The following is a 20077-nucleotide window of genomic DNA, read 5'->3' on the forward strand; positions in this document are numbered from 1 at the left end:
GAGGATCCGATGAGTCAACCGACCGTCCTCACCGCGGGGTCCGCCCCGGCATCCGGCGCGCCGGACCTGCCGCGAGGCCGGACGCCGGGGCGGTGGGCACCGATCGTGTCGATCGTGCTGGACATCGTGGCACCGCTCGCCGTGCTGTACGGGCTGCGCGCGTTCGGCGCGAGCATGTGGACGGCGCTGGTGATCTCCTCGGCGGTACCGGTACTGGTCATGGTGGTGCGGTTCGTCCGCCGCCGGGTGGTCGACTACCCGTCCCTGTTCGTCCTGGTCCTGATCGCCGCCGGGGTCGGCATCTCGCTGCTCACCGGCAACCCGCGAACGCTGCTGATCCGCGACTCGTGGCTGTGGCTGCTGGTCGGCATCGTCGGGCTGTGGTTGCTCGCCTCGGTGCTGTACGGCCGGCCCGGGCTGATGGTCGCGTACCGCTCGTTCGTGCTCACCAAGGTCGGCCCCGACGGGCTGCGCGCCTGGGAGGGCCGGTGGGACACCGACGCGGGGTTCCGGCACGGCCTGCGGGTGCTGACCGCGGTCTGGGGTCTCGCCACCGTGGCCAACGCGGTCCTGCACGTCGCCGCGGCGTTCGTGCTGCCGCTGGGGATCGCGCCGCTGATCCTGCAGCTGATCTGGCCGGCGATCATCGCGCCACTGATGATCTTCCACGTGCTCTACACCAAGCGTCGGGACCTGCGGGCATGACCGGCACCCCGTCGTACGAGGTGGTCGTGGCGGGTGGCGGGCCGACCGGGCTGCTGCTGGCGAACGAGCTCGCCCTGGCCGGGGTGTCCACCGTCGTGGTGGAGCGGCTCGCGGCCCGCACCGGCCAGTCCAAGGCGCTGAACCTGCAGCCACGGTCGGCGCAGATCCTCGACCTGCGCGGGATGCTGGAGCCGATCCGCAAGCGGGCCATCGACGAGCTGCCGGCCGGCCACTTCGCCGGCATCGAACTGGACTACGCGCCGTGGGGCGAGCACCAGATCGGCATCCCGCAGGCCCGCGTCGAGGAGTACCTGGAGCGCCGGCTCACCGAACGCGGCGTGCCGGTGCGCCGCGGCAGCGCGGTCGTCGCGGTCGACGCCGGACCCGACGAGGTCGTCGTCCGCACCGAGGCACCGACCGGCGGCGACCGGATCGACACCGCCGATGACACCGGTGGCACGGAGTTGCACTGCCGGTACCTGGTCGCCTGCGACGGGGGACGCAGCACGGTACGGTCGCTGCTCGGGCTGCGGTTTCCCGGCCGCGACGCGCGGATGTCCGCGGTCGTCGCCGACGTGACGCTCACCGAGCCGGACGGCGAGCCCGCTGCGGGCTCGTGGCGGCTGCCCCGGTTCGACCGGCCGGACGGCACGGTCGCCGAGGTGCTGCCGCTGACCGACGGGGTGTACCGGGCGGTCGTGGCCGGTCCCGAGCAGCAGACGCTGCCGCGGGAGGCGCCGGTGACGCTCGACGAGCTGCGGCGGGCGCTGCCCGCGGTCGCGACGATCCGCTGGGCGTCCCGGTTCACCGACGCCTCCCGCCAGCTGGAGCGGTACCGGCACGGCCGGGTGCTGTTCGCCGGCGACGCCGCGCACATCCACTCCCCACCGGCGGCCAGGGCCTCAACCTGGGCCTGCAGGACGCGTTCAACCTGGGCTGGAAGATCGCCGCGGCGCTGCGGGGCAACACCACGGTGCTCGACACGTACCACGCGGAGCGGCATCCGGTCGCCGCGCGGGTGCTGGCCAGTACCCGGGCGCAGGGGGTGCTGCTGGTGCCGGATCCGGACGTCATGGCGCTGCGCGAGCTGGTGACGGAGCTGATCGCGCTGCCGGCGGCGAACCGGTACCTGGCCGGGCTCGTCTCCGGGTTGGAGTTGCGGTACGAGCTGCCCGGGGGGCATCCGCTGCTGGGCCGGGCGCTGCCCGACCTCGATCCGACCCTGCTGCACGCCGGTCGCGCCGTCGTGCTGGAGGCGGGCGAGCGCGCCCGGTATCCCGGGGATCAGGTGCCGGGGTACGGCTGGGGCGACGAGGCGCTGCTGGTGCGGCCGGACGGCCGGGTCGGCTGGGTCGACGACGGGTACGAACCGCTCGCCGACGCGCTCACCCGCTGGACCTGACGGGCGGCGTCGGGTCGGCTGCACCCGGGTCCGGCCGCTGTCGCGACCGGTACTGCCCGGGTGCCAGCCCGAGCCGGCGCTTGAAGACGTGCGAGAAGGCGAACGGCGAGGCGTACCCGACCCGCGCCGCGACCACGGACAACGGCAGCTCGGTGTCGCGCAGCAGGCGGGCCGCGAGCGTCATCCGCCACCGGGTGAGGTAGGACATCGGCGGCTGCCCGACCGAGCGGGCGAACCGCCGGACCAGGGTGGCGCGGGAGAGACCGGCCAGCGCGGCCAGCTGTTCGATCCGCCATGGCCGGGCCGGGTCGGTGTGCATCGCCTCCAGCGCGGCGGCGACCGGCGCGTCCCACAACGCGCGCCGCCATCCGCCGGCACCGTCCAGGCCGGCCCGGAGCAGGTAGACCAGCAGCAGGTCGAGCAGGCCGGTCACCACCGCCTGCCGGCCGGGCCGGTCGGCGTGCAGTTCGGCGCCGAGCAGCTCGACCGCCGCGCGCAGGTCCGCCGACCGGCCGGGGCCTGCCGGCAGGTGCACCACGTCGGGCAGTTCGGCCAGCAGCGGGTGCGTGATCGCGCGGTCCAGCCGGTACTTGCCGCACAGGAACTCGACGCCGCCGCCGGAGTCCGGCCGTGCCTGGTCGAACGGCACGGCACCGGCGGCGGACGGCGCGTCGGACAGCACGTGCGCCGTGCCGTGCGGCAGGAAGACCAGGTCGCCGGGCCCCAGCGCCACCGGCTCGGCCCCGTCGCGGAGCAGCCAGCCACCGCCGCGCAACAGCATGTGGAAGCCCGCCCCCTGGTAGTCGTCGAACCGGTAGCGGTGCGCGGCGGACACCCGCACCCGGCTCGCCGACGGTCGGCCGGTGCGCAGCACCGCGATCACGTCACTGACCAGGTCCATCGTCCCAGGCTAGACAGTGAGCCGAACGCGCAGTGATTCGAGCTGATCAAGCATGGATCGGCTCATCATTGCCGCTTAGCGTGAGCCGTATGAGCAGTTTCGCAGTCGGTTCGGTCGAGGTCTGCAACGTCGTCGAGTGGGTCGGGGAGATCGCACCGGCCCGTACCGTCATCCCGGACAGCCGGGCCGAGGACTGGGCGGACAACGAGTCCTGGCTCGCGCCCAGCCACTGGAACCCGGCGACCGACCGGTACCGGGCGGCCGTGCAGACCTGGGTACTGCGCAGCGAGGGCGCGGTGGTGCTCGTCGACACCGGCGTCGGCAACGACCGGCACCGGCCGCAGGTTCCGCTGCTGGCCCAGCTGCACACCGACTTCCTCGACCGGCTCGCCACGGTCGGCGTGCGGCCCGCCGACGTCGCCGTGGTGGTCAACACGCACATCCACTACGACCATGTGGGCTGGAACACCCGCCTGGCGGGCGAGAACTGGGTACCGACGTTTCCGAACGCCACGTACCTGATCCCCCGGGCCGACCGGGACTACTTCGACCCGGCGGCGGGCCGGCGCCGGCCGCCACGAGACGAGGCCGAGCGGCGCCGGCACGACGGTGCACGGCTCGTGTTCCAGGACAGCATCGAGCCGGTGCTGGACCGGGCGGTGCTGTGGGACGGGGAGTACCGCATCGACGGCAACCTGACGCTCGAGTCGGCGCCGGGCCACACGCCGGGCTCGTCGGTGCTGCGGGTGGCCTCGGGTGCCGACCGGGCGGTCTTCGTCGGCGACCTGCTGCACAGCCCGGTACAGGTGTTGCAGCCGCGGTACAACAGTTGCTTCTGCGAGGACGAGGCGGCGGCCGCGGTGACCAGGCGGGCCGTCCTGGGCCGCGCGGCGGACGACACCGAACTGGTCGTTCCGGCGCATTTCGCGCAGCCGGGCGCGGTCGAGGTACGCCGGGCGGGAGACCGGTTCGACATCGTCAGGTGGGCCGGCTGACCGGGCACGGACGGTGACCGGCGCACCGGACCGCGCCGGGCCGGGGTGATTTCCGGCGATACCGGTGGTGCGGGCGGGTCGCAAATAACACCATGTAGCTGTACAGATACCCTTCGGAATTGCTCCGTTGTCGGGGGGCGCCCGGAAACCGGGCGGCGACGCGGACCACCCGACGCGCCCACGCTCGTGTCGGCGCTATCGAACAGGGGGTCGGAGGATGAGCACGCATGGTGCAACCGCCGCGGCGGCGACAACCGCCCGTCCGGGTACACCGGTGACCGCGCCACGCCAGACCGTGCCCGCCGGGATCACCGGCGGCACCGGTACCCGGCCGACCGGCGGCGCCGCTCGCGACGGTGCCGGTACCGAGGCGGGCCAGTGGCCGGTGGTCAACGACCCGCGACGGTGGCGGCGATTCGTCCTGCAGGTGATCGAGGCGCACCATCGGGTCACGGTGCCCGGTATCGGCGCCGACCAGTGCTCCTGCGGCCGTCCGTTCATGCTGTGCCCGATCGGTCCGCTCGCGCACCAGCTGCTCGGCTGACACAGGCCTCGACGACGCCCGGTGGGTACGCCCGCCGGGCGTCGGCGTGTCTCGACGTCAGCGGCCGGCGTCGCCTCGCCCGACGTGCGTTCGGGCGAGGCGGTGGTGCGAACGTCCCCCGACAACCGCCACGCACCTGGCACGCCAGTACCATTCGGTCGGTAGCCGATCACACGCTGTGGACACCCTGAGTGCCTTGCGGAGGACGCGATGCAGGTTTGGCCCGGTACCGCCTATCCGCTGGGCGCGAGCTACGACGGTGTCGGCACCAACTTCGCGCTGTTCTCCGAGGTCGCCGAGGCCGTCGAGGTGTGCCTGTTCGACTCCGCCGGGAACGAGCAGCGGGTGAAGCTGCCGGAGAGCGACGGGTTCGTCTGGCACGGCTACCTGCCCGGCATCTCCCCCGGCCAGCGGTACGGGTTCCGGGTGCACGGGCCGTACGAGCCGCGCCGCGGGCTGCGCTGCAACCCCAACAAGCTGCTGCTCGACCCGTACGCGAAGGCGGTCGAGGGCGAGATCGACTGGGACGCGTCGCTGTTCGCCTACCGGCTGGACGACCCGGGCAAGCGCTCGGACGCCGACTCCGCCGCGCACATGCCCAAGTCGGTGGTGGTCAACCCGTACTTCGACTGGGCGGACGACCGGGCGCCGCGCCGGCCGTACCACGAGACGGTCATCTACGAGGCGCACGTGCGCGGCATGACCATGCGCCACCCGGAGGTACCGGAGGAGCTGCGCGGCACGTACGCCGGGCTCGGGCATCCGGCGGTGGTGGCGCACCTGAACAAGCTCGGGGTGACCGCGATCGAGCTGATGCCGGTGCACCAGTTCGTGCACGACGACGCGCTGGTGCGGCGCGGGCTGCGCAACTACTGGGGCTACAACACGATCAGCTTCCTCGCCCCGCACAACGGGTACGCCTCGCGCGGCTCGCGCGGCCAGCAGGTCAGCGAGTTCAGGGCGATGGTGCGCGAACTGCACATCGCCGGCATCGAGGTGATCCTCGACGTGGTGTACAACCACACCGCGGAGGGCAACCACATGGGCCCGACGCTGTGCTTCCGCGGCATCGACAACCCGGCGTACTACCGGCTGCTGGACGACCGGCCGGAGTACTACATGGACTACACCGGCACCGGCAACAGCCTCAACGTGCGCAACCCGCAGCCGCTCCAGCTCATCATGGACTCGCTGCGCTACTGGGTGACCGAGATGCACGTGGACGGGTTCCGGTTCGACCTCGCGGCCACGCTCGCCCGGGAGTTCTACGACGTGGACCGGCTGTCCACGTTCTTCGAGGTGGTGCAGCAGGACCCGGTGGTCAGCCAGGTCAAGCTGATCGCCGAACCGTGGGACGTCGGCCCCGGCGGCTACCAGGTGGGCAACTTCCCGCCACTGTGGACCGAGTGGAACGGACGCTACCGCGACACGCTGCGCGACTTCTGGCGCGGTGAGCCGGGCACCCTCGGCGAGTTCGCCTCCCGCATCTCCGGCTCCTCCGACCTGTACCAGGACGACGGGCGCCGGCCGGTCGCCTCCATCAACTTCGTCACCTGCCACGACGGGTTCACGCTGCACGACCTGGTGTCGTACAACAACAAGCACAACGAGGCCAACGGCGAGGACAACCGGGACGGCGAGAGCCACAACCGGTCCTGGAACTGCGGCGTGGAGGGCGACACCGACGACGAGACGGTGCTCGCGCTGCGGGCCCGGCAGCGCCGCAACTTCCTCGCCACCCTGATGCTGTCGCAGGGCACCCCGATGCTGTGCCACGGCGACGAGCTGGGCCGCACCCAGCGCGGCAACAACAACGCGTACTGCCAGGACTCGCCGCTGTCCTGGATGGACTGGGAGTCGGCCGACCGGCCGCTGATCGAGTTCACCGCCCGGCTCGCCGCGCTGCGCGCCGAGCACCCGATCTTCCGCCGCCGCCGCTTCTTCGACGGCCGGCCGCTGCGCCGCACCGCCGAGTCGCCGGTACCCGACGTCGAGTGGTTCACCCCCGACGCGCGGGAGATGACCGAGGACGACTGGGAGACCGGGCTGGGCCGGGCGGTCGCGCTGTTCCTCAACGGCGAGGGCATCCGGGAGCGCGGCCCGCGCGGCGAGCAGATCACCGACGACTCGTTCATCCTGTGCTTCAACTCGTACTGGGAGCCGGTCACGTTCACCACCCCGGCCAGCGAGTACGGCGAGAAGTGGCGGGTGCTGCTGGACACCGCCGAGCCGACCGGTGACGGCTGGGACGAGGACCAGGTGGCCTCCTCCGGCGGCAAGGTACGGGTCGAGGCCCGGTCGCTGATCGTGCTGATCCGGGCGGTGTGATGGCCGCCCCGCGCGCCACCTACCGGGTGCAGGTCCGGCCGGACTTCGACTTCGACGCCACCGCCGGCATCGCCGACTACCTCGCCGCGCTCGGCGTCACCCACCTGTACTCGGCGCCGCAGCTTGCGGCCACCCCCGGCTCGGCGCACGGCTACGACGTCGTCGACCACTCCCGCACGAACCCGGAGCTGGGCGGCGAGGAGGGCCGGCTGCGGCTGCTGGCGGCGTTGCGGCGCAACGGTCTCGGCCTGGTGCTCGACATCGTGCCGAACCACATGGGGGTGGCCCGGCCGGAGGTCAACGCCGCCTGGTGGGACCTGCTGCGGCTCGGTCGCGACGCCGAGCACGCCGGCTGGTTCGACGTCGACTGGTCCGCGGGCAAGCTCGTGCTGCCGGTCCTCGGCGACGAGGACACCCCGGCACTGTCCATCGTGGACGACGAGCTGCGGTACCACGAGCACCGGTTCCCGATCGCACCCGGCACCGAGGGCGACGACCCGGCCGCCGTGCACGCCCGCCAGCACTACCGGCTGGTGTCCTGGCGCGACGACGAGCTGCTCACCTACCGCCGGTTCTTCGCGGTCACCGAACTCGCCGCGCTGCGGGTGGAGGACCCCGCCGTCCGGGACGCCACCCACGCCGAGATCCTCCGCTGGTACCGCGCGGGAGATCTCGACGGGATCCGGGTCGACCATCCCGACGGGCTGCGCGACCCTGGCGGCTACCTCAACTGGCTCGCCCGCTCGGCGCCGGACGCCTGGCTGATCGTGGAGAAGATCCTCACCGCCGGCGAGCGCCTGCCGGCCTGGCCGGTCGCCGGCACCACCGGGTACGACGCGCTGCGCGAGGTGACCGGGCTGTTCGTCGACCCGCGCGGCGCGGCCGCCCTGACCGCGGTCGACGAACCGTTCGACGACCTCGCCTACGCCGGCCGGCGGCAGGCGGTCACCGAACTGTTGGGCGCCGAACTGGCCCGGCTGGTCCGGCTGGTGCCCGAGCTGGACGCGCCGACAGCCCGCGACGCGCTCGCCGAGATAGCCGCGAACTTCGGCGTCTACCGCTCGTACCTGCCGGCCGGCCTCGAGCAGCTGACGGCCGCGGCCACCGCCGCCGGGCTGCGCCGGCCGGAACTGTCCGGTGCCCTCGCCGCGCTGCTGCCCCGGCTGTCCGACCCGGCCGACGAGCTCGCCGCCCGGTTCCAGCAGCTGACCGGCGCGGTCGTCGCCAAGGGCGTCGAGGACACCGCCGACTACCGCTACACCGGGTTCCTGGTCGGCGACGAGGTCGGCGGCACCCCCGACGAGGTGTCCCGTACCGTCGCCGAGTTCCACACCGGCTGCCGGTCCCGGCAGGCCGACCAGCCGACCTCGATGACCACCCTGTCCACCCACGACACCAAGCGCAGCGAGGACGTGCGGGCCCGCCTCGCGGTGCTGGCCGAGATCCCGGACGAGTGGCTGGATCTCTCCCGCCGGCTGATGGAGGCGGTACCGCTGGCCGACGACGCGGTCGCCCGGCTCCTGTGGCAGACCGCGGTGGGCGCCTGGCCGATCGAGCGGGAGCGGCTGCAGGCGGTGCTGCTCAAGTCCGCCCGCGAGGCCAACACCGCGACCAGCTGGCGCGACCCGGACGCCGACTTCGAGGCGGCGCTGGCCGCCGTGATCGACCGGATCCACGACGATCCGTGGCTGCACGACACGCTGGCCCGGTTCGCCGACCGGATCACGCCGTTCGGCTGGAGCAACTCGCTCGGCCAGAAGCTCGTGCAGCTGACCATGCCCGGCGTACCCGACGTGTACCAGGGCTGCGAGCTGTGGGACTACTCGCTGGTCGACCCGGACAACCGCCGCCCGGTCGACTTCGCGGTACGCCGGGAGCTGCTCGCCCGGCTCGACGACGGCTGGCGTCCCCCCGTGGACGCCACCGGAGCGGCCAAGCTGCTGGTCACCTCGCGCGCGCTGCGGCTGCGCCGGGACCGCCCGGACGCGTTCTCCGACCACCGGCCGCTCGCGGTGCGGGGGGCGGCGGCCGAGCACGCGGTGGCGTACGACCGGGGCGGGGTCGCCGTGGCCGCCACCCGGCTGCCGGTCGGGCTCGCGGACCGCGGCGGCTGGCAGGACACCGTGCTCGAGCTGCCGGCCGGCGACCACACCGACGTGCTCACCGGCCGTACGTTCGCCGGCACCGTCAAGCTCGTCGAGCTTCTCGAAAGCTATCCCGTAGCGCTGCTCGCCACCTCTTTGCGCTGAGGTGGACCCGAAGCGCCGGCGTGCGCTCTTGCTGGTGGTGTAAAGGCCACCTCTGTTTTCTCTTTTCACCCCTCGTGGGGGAACGTGGGGAGCGGGCTTCGCCCCTCCCCACACCCCTCCCCATCAAGGGGCAGTCGCCCCCTTGACAATCCCCCGTCGGGAAACCAGTGACCGGGTCCTGACCCCGCCTGGCCGCTTCGGAACGACGGGGCGTCGGTGCGGCCTACCCATCAACGCCAAGCCCGCCACGACAAGCCAACCCCACCCGCCTACGGCCCGCTGGAAGCGAGGCGGGCGTTGCCGTGATGGGAAGGCCGGGCCGGTTCCCCGGTCTTCTTCGACTCGCACTCGGCGTCGATGGGCAGCAGTACCGGGATGGATAAGGGGATGGCCAAGGGGAATCCCCTTGGCGGGGAAGGAGCGCGAGGAGGGGGCGAAGCCCTCTCCTCGCATTCCCCCACGCGGGGTCAAAGCGTGAACAGAGGTGGTCTTTGCACCGCCAGCGCCGAGCGGCGCCGGGCAGAGGTGGTCTTTGCACCGCCAGCATCCAGCGGCGCCTGGGGTGGACCTCGGCGCAGAGAGGTGACCTTTGGCGACATCGTGCGTTAGAGACGACGGTACGTCGTTTCGTACGCACGGAAAGTCATACGACGCAGAAGGCCCGTCCCCTCCCCAGGAGCCGCCGTGTCCCGCCACCGACCCCACCGCGCCGCCCTGCTGTTCGCCGCGCTCGCCACCGCGGCAGCCGCGCTGACCGCACCGCCCGCGTACGCCCAGGCCACCACGCCGCAGCTGGTGCGCGACTGGCCGCGGGCCGGCACCCCGAACGTTGCGGACGGTGCCGTGCAGGCGATCGCGCGGATCGGCGACACGATCGTCGCCGGCGGTACGTTCACGCAGGTCGCCGACGCCGGCAGCGACACCGAGCTGTCCAGGCCGTACCTGTTCGCGTTCGACGCGGCGACCGGCGCGGTGTCCACGACGTTCGTACCGGCGCTGTCCGGCGAGGTGGACGCGATCGCGCCCGGCCCGGCGGGCACCGTGTACGTGGGTGGTCAGTTCCGCACCGTGGACGGCGTGGCGCAGAAGGGCGTCGCGCTGCTCGACCTCGCCGATGGGTCGCTGGTGCGCTCGTTCGATCCGCCGTACCTCAACGGGATCGTCACCGAGCTCGCGGTGCAAGGCGGCCGGCTGCTGCTCGGCGGTACCTTCCACACCGTCGGCGGGCAGGACCGGTCCGGACTGGCGAGCCTGGACGCCGGCACCGGCGCGCTGGACGGCTACCTCGACGTGCAACTGGCCGGACACCACAACTTCGGTACCGGTGCGGTGGGGACGAAGGCGTGGGCGATCACCCCGGACGGCGGGACCATGATCGTGATCGGCAACTTCCGCACCGCCGACGGTGTCGCGCACGACCAGATCGTCCGGCTCACCCTCGGCGCCGATGCGGCGAGCGTCGATCCGACGTTCGCGACGACCGCGTTCGGCGCGACCTGCAACGCCGGCGCGTTCGACTCCTGGGTGCGGGACGTGGCGATGGCCCCGGACGGCTCGTACTTCGTCGTCGTCGCCACCGGCGGGCCCGGCGGCACCGCGCTGTGCGACTCGGCGAGCCGGTGGGAGACCGGCGCGGTCGGGGCCGACGTGGCCCCGACCTGGGTGGACCACTCCGGTGGCGACACGTTCCTGTCCGCCACGGTGACCGGCGCCGCGGTGTACGTGGGCGGGCACTTCCGCTGGCTGAACAACACCGCCGGGCACGACTCGGCCGGCGCGGGCGCGGTCGGCCGGGCCAGCATCGCCGCACTCGATCCGGTCAGCGGGCTGCCGTACCGCTGGAATCCCGGGCGCAATCCGCGCGGCGTCGGCATCTCCGCGATGACCGTCACCGACGACTGCCTGTGGCTCGGCTACGACACCGACTTCCTCGGCAACTTCCAGTACCGCCGGGAGCGGATCGGCTGCCTGCCGGTGCGCGGCGGCACCGATCCGGTCGGCACCGCCGTGCCCACCCTGCCCGGCACCGTGTACCTGGCCGGCCGCGGCGGCGCCGACACGCTGGCGGCACGCGGGTACGACGGGGGCAACGGCGTCGGCGCGACGACCACGACCGTGACCGGCGGCGGCTGGCAGCACCTGCGCGGCGGGTTCGTGGTCGGCGGCTTGCTGTACACGCTGGCCGGCGACGGGACGCTGGCCCGGCGCCCGTTCACCGGCGGGGTGCCGGGCACGCCGCAGGTGCTCGACCCGTACCACGATCCGTACTGGGACACGGTGTCCACCGGCAGTGGCCAGACCTACCGCGGCTCGCCGTCCCCGTTCTTCGCCGAACTCGGCTCGGTCACCTCGATCACCTACCGCGCCGGCCGGCTGTGCTACACGCTGGCCGGCTCCACCGCCCTGTACTGGCGGTGGTTCGCGCCGGACAGCGGCACCATCGGTGCGGACCGGCACCAGGTGACGGGGGCGTTCGCGGGGGTACGCGGCATGTTCACCGCCGGCGCCTACTGGTACTCGGTGGACACCACCGGCACGCTCACCCGGTACCCGATGGTGGCCGGCCTGCCGGCCCCGGCCGGCGTGCCGGTCTCGGGTCCGCTGCTGGACGGCCAGGACTGGCGCGCCGCCGCCCTGTTCGTCGGCCCCTGAGCGGACCGGTTTCCGGCTCCCGCCCCTGCCCACCGTCACGAACGCGGCAGCGTGCTCGCTGGCGGCCGGGTCTCCGCCGGGCCGTTCGGCGCCGTGGTGGTCGGGCACCAGGAGGATCGGGTTGCTGACCGCCGCCATGGTGCCGTCCGGGTGGCGGATCTCGACCCGGACGAACGCCGATGCTTCCGCGGTGGTGTGCCACTCCACGGTGCCCGATCCCGTCTCGGGCAGCGGGGCGCGATACGCCTGGCCCTGCTCCGTGTGGATGCTGACGGTGCCCGAAGGCACGCCGCGTACGTCGAGGAGGACCGCGGCTGGCTCGCCGCCGATCCGCAACCGCTCCCCGATTCCCGCGACACGACCGCCGGCGCGGACGGTGAGGGACAGGTCGACGGCGTCCGACGCCGCGATCCAGCTCCGGCCCGCGCGGATGCCGGCGAGGATCGCGTCGGGACTCAGCTCGTCTGCCAGCACGACGGTGTGCGGGATCGCGATCTGACCGTCGAGATGGGTGTCGCTGTTGCCGATCGCCGGCCGCCACCGTCCGTGCCGGAGGTCGACCGCCAAGCTGCGACCCCACTGCGCCAGAGCCGCCTCGTTGTCGGCCTGCCACGGCACGTCGGAGCGCCACCGCCCGTTCCACACCTCGACCACGTCGAAACCCTGGTACGGCATGGTGAAGGTGCCCGAGGGATAGGGCGCGTGGGGGTGGGCAACCACGCAGAGCCCACCGGTTCGATGGACCTCGTCCAGATGCCGGTCGACCCGGTCGGGCTGCCCGCCGCGGCCCCCCGCGACCACATGCCCCGGGGGTACCCCCAGGGCTAGCCAGTGCCCGGCCGGGGTGAGGACTTCCTGGCCCAGGATCACCAGCAGGTCGTCGTCCGCGTGTCGATTCCAGGCATCGTGCGCGGCGGCGGTGTCGTGCTCGGTGACGGCGAGGAAATCGAGCCCCGCCGCCCGGGCACCGGCCACCAGCAGGTCCGGGGTCAGCTCGCCGCCGTGCGACACCACCGAGTGCACGTGGCAGTCACCGCGGTACCACCGACGCCCGCGGCCGGCCGCCCGGGTCGGCGAGGACTCCCACCTCGGTGGACGCCCGCCCGCTCCGGTACCCCACGTCATGCCAGCACCGTAGTTCACGCGGCACGACCGGCCGGCGCTCAGTACGGCAGGGTGTCGCCCTGGACCGCCTCCACGTCGAGGGTGACCCGGACGGTACTGCCGACCATGGCGATGCCGGTGGCGAGCGTCTGCGCGAACGAGATCCGGAAGTCCTGACGGCGCAGCTGCGCGCTGGCGCTGAACCCGGCCCGCACCACGCCGAACGGGTCGGTGTCCACACCGAGGTACCGCAGGTCCAGCGGCACCGGCCGGGTCTGCCCGCACAGCGTCAGGTCGCCCCGCACGGACCACCGGTCCGGCCCGGCCGGCGTCATCCCGACCCCGCGGTAGGTGATGGTCGGATGCTCGGCGACGTTCAGGAAGTCCGGCGAGCGCAGGTGGTCGTCGCGCATCTTGTTCGCGGTGTCGACCGAGTCGGCCTGGATGGTCGCGGTGACCGTGGACGACTCGGTCGGCGAGCCGATCATGAGCGATCCGGCGAACTCGGTGAACCGGCCACGCACGGACGAGATGCCGGCGTGCTGCACGGTGACGCCGACCGTCGTGTGCATCGGGTCGATGGTCCAGACGCCGGGCTCGGGCAGCGTCGTCTCGGTGGCGATCCGGTCCAACCGGACCGTGCCCAGCTCGGCCGGTCGCCCGTTCGGCACGACCACGGCGGTCGCCGACGGGCTGAAGCCCGGCGCGGTGAAGATCGCGGTGTACGGGCCGGGCGACGGCGAGTCGAGCCGGGCGCCGCCCTCCTCGTCGGCGACCGCGATCCCGGCCTGCTGGCCGGACAGGTCGGTGAGCGTGAAGATCGCGCCGGCCACCGGCCACCCGTCGCCGGACTCGATCCGTACCGTCAGGGCCTGGCCGGTCATTGCGCGTACTCCTCGTCGACGGTGGCGGTGGTCGCCGGCGACCCGGCGTACCCCAGTCTGATGTCGTGGTCCTCGACCCGGCCGATGGCGTCCAGCGGCGTGCTGACCAGCGGGTAGCCGGACGCGGCGACGGTGTAGTGCCCCGGCCGCAGCCCGGCGAACTCGTACCGGCCGGCCGCGTCGGAGTAGGTCGTCGCAACCTCGGTACCGGAACTGTCCACGACCGACACCCGGATGTCGGCCAGCGGCCGGCCGTCGGAGTGCCGGGTGGTGCCGGCGAGGGTCAGCGTGCGCGGTGCGAACGTGACGTCCTGCCGGGCGATACCGGTCGGTGGGACGTCGACCAGCAGCGCCATCGGTTCGCGCTCCGGCGCCGTCGCGGTCACCGTGTACAGCCCCGGGGTCAGGTCGGTCACGCCGTAGCCGCCGTGCGCGTTGCTGCGCAGCGCGGACACCACCGCTCCGGAGGTGTTGGTCAGGATCACCGTCGCGCCGGCGACCGGCGAGCCGTCCGGGTCGGCGACCGTACCGGTCAGCCCGGCCGACGAGGCCAGCCGGATGTCGCAGGTGGTCAGCACGCCGTGCACCTCGACGGTGGCGGCGTGCGGCTCGTGGTTGAGGCCGCGCGCGATCACCACGTACCCGCCCTCGGCCGGCATGGTCAGCTGGTAGCCGCCGTCGGCACCGGTCCGGGCGTTGCCGGCCTGCCCGCCCGCCACGTTGATGACGGTCAGTACGGCGTCGGCGAGCGGCTCCCCGGACCCGCCGGTCACCACGCCCCGCAGTACCGGCCGGGCCAGCTGCCGGGAGGCGGCGGCGAGCTCGCGCATGTCGATCTCCGACCAGCGCCGCTCGGTCACCGGTACCGGCTCGTCCGCGGCCGGTGCCGCATCGCCGATCGCGAGGCGGTCGGCGGGACCGATCGCGGGAGGGTCCGGCGCGGTACGCGGCGCGGGTTGCGCACCGGCGCCCGGCGTCCGGGTCGGAACCTCTCGGCCCAGTGACTGCCCTCGCGGTGCGCCGACCGGCGACTGCCCCCGCGGCGCGGTGCCCGGCGACCGGGTATCGGCGGACCCGCCCAGCTGGTCCGCCCCGGCCGGTGCGCCCGCCGGGGTTGCCGGGTCGGGCGAGGCCGCCGCCTCCGCGCGCCGGCGGGCGCGCCGGACCGCGATCAGAATCAGTACGACCAGAGCGACGACCACCGCCAGCGCGGCGGCGGCAGCCAGCAGCGGCCAGCCGGTCGTCAAGTGCACGGCCATCGTGTGCACGGCTCACCATCCACGTCGTTGCGGACCGGTGCTCGCCGCGAGGCCGGCAGCCGGACCTCATCCCCCGATGCCCGACACTTCGGAAAAGGCCGGGACTATGGCGAACGTAGGAACATCCTGCCTCATCGTCCGGCGCGATGCGCACCCCGCCCGCACTTCCGGGACAACGATGTACCGAGTGGAAGGACGCGAACACCGTCCGCCCAACGGGGGGTCGTCAGGCGATCCGAATCAGCCGCTTGTCGCTGTACATCCGCTGGTCCGCGCAGCGCACCAGGGCATCGGCGCGCACCGCCGGATCGATCGCCACCGCGACGCCGATGCTGGCCGGGGCGTGCAGCGCGCCGCCGGCCACCGGGTACGGCTCGCGCAGCACGGCACGGATCCGGTCCACGATGTGCGCGGCGTGGATCGTGTTGTTCACCTTGCAGACGACCAGGAACTCGTCGCCGTGCAGCCGAGCGGCGAGGTCACCGGCGCGGGTCACCGAGGCGAGCCGCCGGGCCGCGGCGGCGAGGATCTCGTCGCCGACCTGGTGCCCGTACGAATCGTTGATGCGCTTGAAGCCGTTCAGGTCGAGGTAGATCACCGCGATGCTGTGGTCGTGGTCGGCGCGCAGGTGCCGCAGCGCGCTGGACAGGTAGGCGACCGCGTGTGCCTCGTTGTACAGCCCGGTCAGCGCGTCGTGGGTGGCCTGGTAGGCGAGCTTGCGCTGGACGCCGGCCTGCTCGGTGACGTCCCAGGCGATCAGGTGGCCGCAGCTGCCGCCGGGTGCGGCGATCAGTTCGGTGCGTGCCTCGATGATGCGGGTCCGGCCGGTCGGCAGGGCGAGACCGTACTGTCCGTTGAGGCGGCCGTCGGAGTAGCCGGTGCTCGGCTTGACCTCGGTGAGCAGGTCGTGCAACCGGGCGCCGACCAGGCCGGCCCGGGACAGGCCGGTCAACCCGACCATGCCGAGGTTGACGTAGTCGATCACACCGGTGTCCAGTGCGTAGACCGCGATCGGGTGTGGGGACGACTCCACCAGGGCGTCGAACAACCGGGCCGACGCCTCGGGTGTCGGCCCGCTCTCGGAACTCTCGCCGGGAACCAGCAGGGACATGCTCAACCGCCCAACGGGTGGTTCGATGACTACCGGGACAAAGTGTAGGAGATGTTCAGGCGAAGGTGAAGATCATCAACCTTTCTTCTTCAGTGGATTAACCAGGTATCTCACCTGCAATTTGCAGTGCAGAAGTTCAACTCGAATCGGAGCCGAATCGCCACCTGTTCCGGGCCGCCATCCGGGCCCCGGATGGGCGAGACTGGGACGATGACGGCGCGACCCGACGGCACGATGGGCTGGCTGCTCGCGCAGTTCGCGCGCGACGTCGGTGCCGCGCACGCCATCGCGGTCTCCGCCGACGGCCTGCTGGTCGCCTCGTCCGGCCGGCTGCCCACCGAGGCCGGCGAGCAACTCGCCGCCATCGCCGCCGGTACCACCTCGCTCGCCGCCGGCGGGGCGGAGCTGCTCGGCGGCGGCCGGGTGGTACAGACCGTCGTCGAGATGTCGGTCGGCCTGCTGTTTCTGATGAGCATCGGCGACGGCGCCTGCCTCGCCGTCCTCGCTCCCCCGGACTGCGACGTCGGCCGGATCGGCTACGAGATGACCCGCCTGGTCGACCGCGTCGGCCCCGTCCTCAACCCCGGCCACCGCGGCGACGCCCTGCGGGAGGGGTCGTGAGCGCCGACGAGCGGGCGGCGCGGCGGCGGGCGAGTGCGCACGCGGCCGAGGTGCACGTGGACGCGCAGCGCAAGGCGCGCGAGGCGCAGCAGCGGCAGGCCCGCGAGCTGGTCGCCCGGTTCGTCCGGGACGTCACGGAGCGCGGCATCCCCCCGGTGCCGCTCGCGGCCCGCGGGTACGGCGGGCGGCACCGGTACCGCACCGGGCTGCGCGGCTGGTACCTGAAGCCGGACCGATCGATCGCCGTCGCCGCCGACGGCGAGTTCTACATCCTGTCCGTACCGGACTCGGCGCTCGCCCGGGTGCGCGGCGCGCGGGTGGCGCCGACCCCGCCGCCGCTGACCGTCGGTGAGGGCGCCCGGGACGGTGAGACGCTGCCGCTCGCCGACCTGCTCCGGCTACGCCTGGACCAACCGCTCGGCTGAACCCATGAACGCGGCGGCGCAGGACGGCGCCGGGGTGCGGTCTCGGCGGCGCAGGACGGCGCCGGGGTGCGGTCTCGGCGGCGCACCCCGGCGCCGGCTCGCGGAGGCCCGGCCCCGTGGCCTCCGGTGGAGCGAGGCGCCGCCCGCGCCGCGCGGGCGGCGGGCGACGCCTCAGTTCGAGGGGCGCCGGCTACTGGCCGTTGCCGTTGGAGAGGCCGAGGAACTCCTGCTGCTCCCGGTCGTACCGCTCGGTCAGCCCGTGGCCGTACCGGTGCCACCAGTTGTCGGTGACCCCGCCCTGGTGCGTGGTGGTGTTGCCGTAGATCGCCCGGTCGTAGTCGATCCGGGCGTCGTGGTACGACTGCTGGAACTGCTCGGGCGACATCTGCTGGATCGTCTGGATGGTGTGCTGCGACAGGGTGCCGCTGCGGTGGATCGGGTCGCCGGCCATCGAGTTGAGGATCGCCTGGACGCCACCCTCGCCGCGCATGTGCGCGCCGGACACGATCGCCGCCTGTACCCCGGGGTCGGAGAAGTGGAGCGCACCGGCGGCCCGGGCGTGGTCGGACAGCAGGCCGCTGACCACGGCGACCTCCTGCGGGCTGCCCTGGCCGTACCGGTTGCGCGCGGCGAGGATCTGGTCGTAGCCGTTGTGCTCGCTCTGCCGGAACCCGTACAGCTCGCGCACGCCGCCCTGCTCGCCGGCCGCGCCCTCGGAGTTCATGATGCTGCGCACCACCGCCGGGTCGAGCTGGTCGGTGGGCCCGCCCGCGGTCGTACCGCCGCTGCCCTGCTGGCCGCCGTACCCGTCGGCGACCGCGGTGTCGGTGCTGGCGTAGTCGTCGCTGGACTGCTGCACGTGCCCGTTGATCTTCTCGAACAGCTGCATCGCGCTGCGCAGCGACGCCACCAGCTGGCTCTGCAGGGTGGTGTTCGCGGCGGCGACCGGGCTGCCCAGCGCGGCGAACGACAGCCCGTCCAGCACCGCCGTCTCGAGGCCGCTGATCACCTCGCCCATCCGGCCGGTCAGACCGGAGACCTCGGAGGTGAGCGCGCGCACCGCGGTCGGGTTGATGGTGAATCCGCCTGAGCTCATCGGTCCTCCTCCGTCGGAAGCCCCAGTGTCGGCGATCGACGGCCGGTGGCGTACGGCACAACTACCCACCGCCGTCCGGGCCGGTGTGGGCATTCTGACCGGCACGTCGCCCGCGCGGCAGCCACCACATCACGAGCACGCCCAGTACCGCGACGGCGACGGCGACGGTGCGCAGCGCGGCGCCGGCCGCACCGGTGAACGCGTCGAGCACGGCGGCGCGGTCGACGCCGGTGGCCGCGAGCGCGGCCGCCACCGTGCTCGGATCCCCGGCCGCCGGCGGCAACCGAGCGTCGAACCCGGCGGTGATCAGGCTGCCGGCGACCGCGACGCCGACCGCGCTGCCGAGCTCCCGGGTCAGGCTCTGCAGCCCCGATCCGGTACCGGCGGCGGACGCCGGCAGCGCGGTCACCATCACCTCCGACAGCACCGGCCCGGCCAGCCCACACCCGGCCGCGACCAGTACCACGCCGAGCACGTAGCCGGGGTAGCCGGTGTGTGCGTCCATGTTGCCGAGCACGGCGAGCCCGGCGACGAGCACCAGCAGCCCGGCGCCGACCCCGGCCCGCCGCCCGTACCGGCGGGTGATCGCGACGCCGGCGCGCGGCGCCAGGTACAGCGCCGCCGCCATCGGCAGCAGCCGCAGCCCGGACCCCAGTACCGAGAAGCCCCGGACGTACTGCAGGAACTGGCCGTTGAGGTACATCACCGCGAACATGCCGACGAAGGTCAGGGCCATCCCGAGGGCCCCGGCGCGGACCGCCGGCGCGGCGAGGATGCGCGGGTCCAGCAGCGGCGAGCGCGCCCGGCAGCCATGCCGCACCCACCCGGCGAGCAGCAGTACCGCGAGCGCCGCGGCGGCGACGACCGGCGCGGTGAGCCAGCCGTACCGGGGTGCGGCGATCACCGCGAACAGCAGCGCCAGCACGCCGGCGGTCAGCAGTGCCGCACCCACCGGATCGGGCCGGCCGGCATGCCGCGGTACCCGCGGGGCGGCCAGGGCGGTGACGGCCACCGCGGCCGCGGTCAGCGGTACGGCGGCGGCGAACAGCACCCGCCAGGAACCGGTCTGCAGCGCGGCGCCGCCGCCGACGTTGCCGAGCACCGCGGCCAGGCCGGTCATCGACGACCAGGCCGCGATCCGTCGGCTGCGACCGTGCCCGGTCAGGCTCCGGGTCGAGGTTCCCGCGGCGGTCGGGACGGAGGCGAGCAGCAGCGCGAGGGTGCTGGGTAGTACCGCGGCGGCGCCGACGCCGGACAGCATCCGGCCGGCGATCAGGACGCCGGTGGTCGGTGCCAGCGCGCAGCTCGCGGCGCCGAGGCCGAACACGCTCATTCCGGCGAGCAGGGTTCCCTTGCGGCCCAACCGGTCCGCCAGCGCGCCGGCCGGGATCAGCAGGCACGCGAAGACCGCCACGTACCCGTCGACGACCCACACCACGGCCTCCGCGGAGGGGTGCAGGTCGCTCGCCGACAGCAGCGGGATGCCCAGGTTCAGCGCCGAGACCATGCCGACCACCAGCGCCACGCACAGCCCCATCGCCACCAGCAGCGCACCGCCGTGGCTCCGGTCACCGCCGTGGCTCGGGTCACCGCTGTGCGGGCCACCGCCGAGTGGGTCGGCCCGGTCCGGCGCGCCCGGCGAGGGTGGATCAGCTGGCTGCGGCATGCACCGACGCTAGCGCCGGCTGGTCCGGCCCGGATCACGGCCGCTGACCTGCGCGAACGAGCGACGGCGAGCGGTCTACGAGACCGGCGCTCCGCCACCCGCCGTGGCAGCGGCGGGTGGCGGAGCCTGCCGGTC

Annotated in this window: 15 protein-coding genes and 2 pseudogenes; 10 read left to right on the forward strand and 7 right to left on the reverse strand. The window is 73.4% G+C overall.

Annotated elements, in window-relative coordinates:
- Positions 1 to 9 precede the first annotated feature (9 nt).
- The 3 genes and pseudogenes from Asera_RS31035 (at position 10) to Asera_RS31045 (ending at position 2107) form a co-directional block, all read left to right on the forward strand.
- Entirely contained in the window at positions 10 to 705 is a 696-nt protein-coding gene (locus tag Asera_RS31035) for a VC0807 family protein (protein ID WP_157034917.1), read from the forward strand.
- Positions 702 to 1672: pseudogene (locus tag Asera_RS31040) on the forward strand (FAD-dependent monooxygenase); the annotation flags it as partial. The gene Asera_RS31035 and the pseudogene Asera_RS31040, both read left to right, overlap by 4 nt.
- 87 nt (positions 1673 to 1759) lie before the next feature.
- Complete coding sequence (locus Asera_RS31045) at positions 1760 to 2107, forward strand: FAD-dependent monooxygenase (RefSeq protein WP_212804773.1); 348 nt, start codon at positions 1760 to 1762, stop codon at positions 2105 to 2107.
- Here the strand turns inward: Asera_RS31045 and Asera_RS31050 are convergent.
- Positions 2091 to 3008, reverse strand: a complete 918-nt coding sequence (locus Asera_RS31050) for an AraC family transcriptional regulator (protein WP_030447135.1) — start codon at positions 3006 to 3008, stop codon at positions 2091 to 2093. The genes Asera_RS31045 and Asera_RS31050 overlap by 17 nt on opposite strands.
- 89 nt (positions 3009 to 3097) lie before the next feature.
- On the opposite strand from Asera_RS31050, the gene Asera_RS31055 reads away from it, so the two are divergent.
- From Asera_RS31055 to Asera_RS31075, 5 genes are all read left to right on the forward strand, one after another.
- On the forward strand, positions 3098 to 4003 hold the full coding sequence (locus Asera_RS31055; protein WP_030447136.1) for an MBL fold metallo-hydrolase: 906 nt from the start codon (positions 3098 to 3100) through the stop codon (positions 4001 to 4003).
- A 274-nt stretch (positions 4004 to 4277) separates the two neighbouring features.
- A complete protein-coding gene (locus tag Asera_RS31060) occupies positions 4278 to 4547 on the forward strand; it encodes a hypothetical protein (RefSeq protein ID WP_157034918.1) in 270 nt (89 codons plus the stop codon).
- A gap of 210 nt (positions 4548 to 4757) precedes the next feature.
- Positions 4758 to 6875, forward strand: a complete 2118-nt coding sequence (gene glgX / locus Asera_RS31065; RefSeq protein WP_030447138.1) for a glycogen debranching protein GlgX — start codon at positions 4758 to 4760, stop codon at positions 6873 to 6875.
- Positions 6875 to 9124 (forward strand): malto-oligosyltrehalose synthase, encoded by a 2250-nt coding sequence (treY, locus tag Asera_RS31070; RefSeq protein ID WP_212804774.1) that lies wholly within the window; start codon positions 6875 to 6877, stop codon positions 9122 to 9124. The genes glgX and treY overlap by 1 nt, the downstream gene beginning before the upstream one ends.
- A 684-nt stretch (positions 9125 to 9808) precedes the next feature.
- Entirely contained in the window at positions 9809 to 11776 is a 1968-nt protein-coding gene (locus tag Asera_RS31075; protein WP_030447140.1) for a hypothetical protein, read from the forward strand.
- A 174-nt stretch (positions 11777 to 11950) separates the two neighbouring features.
- Here the strand turns inward: Asera_RS31075 and Asera_RS31080 are convergent.
- The 4 genes and pseudogenes from Asera_RS31080 to Asera_RS31095 all read right to left on the reverse strand — a co-directional run.
- Positions 11951 to 12901 (reverse strand): annotated as a pseudogene (locus Asera_RS31080) (CehA/McbA family metallohydrolase); the annotation flags it as partial.
- A 38-nt stretch (positions 12902 to 12939) separates the two neighbouring features.
- Positions 12940 to 13764 carry a YceI family protein gene (locus Asera_RS31085; protein WP_030447141.1) on the reverse strand — a complete coding sequence of 275 codons (825 nt, stop codon included), beginning with the start codon at positions 13762 to 13764 and terminating at the stop codon, positions 12940 to 12942.
- Entirely contained in the window at positions 13761 to 15023 is a 1263-nt protein-coding gene (locus tag Asera_RS31090) for an MSCRAMM family protein (protein WP_030447142.1), read from the reverse strand. The genes Asera_RS31085 and Asera_RS31090 overlap by 4 nt, the downstream gene beginning before the upstream one ends.
- Positions 15024 to 15249: 226 nt before the next feature.
- On the reverse strand, positions 15250 to 16134 hold the full coding sequence (locus Asera_RS31095) for a GGDEF domain-containing protein (protein WP_051802445.1): 885 nt from the start codon (positions 16132 to 16134) through the stop codon (positions 15250 to 15252).
- Positions 16135 to 16344: 210 nt separating this feature from the next.
- Here Asera_RS31095 and Asera_RS31100 point away from each other — a divergent pair, with 210 nt between their 5' ends.
- Entirely contained in the window at positions 16345 to 16755 is a 411-nt protein-coding gene (locus Asera_RS31100) for a roadblock/LC7 domain-containing protein (RefSeq protein ID WP_030447144.1), read from the forward strand.
- Positions 16752 to 17180 carry a hypothetical protein gene (locus tag Asera_RS31105; RefSeq protein WP_030447145.1) on the forward strand — a complete coding sequence of 143 codons (429 nt, stop codon included), beginning with the start codon at positions 16752 to 16754 and terminating at the stop codon, positions 17178 to 17180. Before Asera_RS31100 ends, Asera_RS31105 begins: the two co-directional genes overlap by 4 nt.
- A gap of 190 nt (positions 17181 to 17370) precedes the next feature.
- Here Asera_RS31105 and Asera_RS31110 read toward each other — a convergent pair whose 3' ends face one another.
- Positions 17371 to 18276, reverse strand: coding sequence for a hypothetical protein (locus Asera_RS31110; protein ID WP_030447146.1), 906 nt, complete (start codon positions 18274 to 18276; stop codon positions 17371 to 17373).
- A 61-nt stretch (positions 18277 to 18337) separates the two neighbouring features.
- Positions 18338 to 19942, reverse strand: a complete 1605-nt coding sequence (locus Asera_RS31115) for an MFS transporter (protein WP_084131844.1) — start codon at positions 19940 to 19942, stop codon at positions 18338 to 18340.
- Positions 19943 to 20077: the final 135 nt, after the last annotated feature.

The organism is Actinocatenispora sera, from assembly GCF_018324685.1.
GTDB classification, from domain to species: domain Bacteria; phylum Actinomycetota; class Actinomycetes; order Mycobacteriales; family Micromonosporaceae; genus Actinocatenispora; species Actinocatenispora sera.

Bases quoted from the DNA above. Each gene is read 5' to 3' on its own strand.
- Asera_RS31035 (WP_157034917.1), top strand. From the start codon at position 10: ATGAGTCAACCGACCGTCCTCACCGCGGGGTCCGCCCCGGCATCCGGC.
- Asera_RS31050 (WP_030447135.1), bottom strand. From the start codon at position 3,008: ATGGACCTGGTCAGTGACGTGATCGCGGTGCTGCGCACCGGCCGACCG.
- Asera_RS31055 (WP_030447136.1), top strand. From the start codon at position 3,098: ATGAGCAGTTTCGCAGTCGGTTCGGTCGAGGTCTGCAACGTCGTCGAG.
- glgX (WP_030447138.1), top strand. From the start codon at position 4,758: ATGCAGGTTTGGCCCGGTACCGCCTATCCGCTGGGCGCGAGCTACGAC.
- treY (WP_212804774.1), top strand. From the start codon at position 6,875: ATGGCCGCCCCGCGCGCCACCTACCGGGTGCAGGTCCGGCCGGACTTC.
- Asera_RS31085 (WP_030447141.1), bottom strand. From the start codon at position 13,764: ATGACCGGCCAGGCCCTGACGGTACGGATCGAGTCCGGCGACGGGTGG.
- Asera_RS31090 (WP_030447142.1), bottom strand. From the start codon at position 15,023: ATGGCCGTGCACTTGACGACCGGCTGGCCGCTGCTGGCTGCCGCCGCC.
- Asera_RS31095 (WP_051802445.1), bottom strand. From the start codon at position 16,134: ATGTCCCTGCTGGTTCCCGGCGAGAGTTCCGAGAGCGGGCCGACACCC.
- Asera_RS31100 (WP_030447144.1), top strand. From the start codon at position 16,345: ATGACGGCGCGACCCGACGGCACGATGGGCTGGCTGCTCGCGCAGTTC.
- Asera_RS31110 (WP_030447146.1), bottom strand. From the start codon at position 18,276: ATGAGCTCAGGCGGATTCACCATCAACCCGACCGCGGTGCGCGCGCTC.
- Asera_RS31115 (WP_084131844.1), bottom strand. From the start codon at position 19,942: ATGCCGCAGCCAGCTGATCCACCCTCGCCGGGCGCGCCGGACCGGGCC.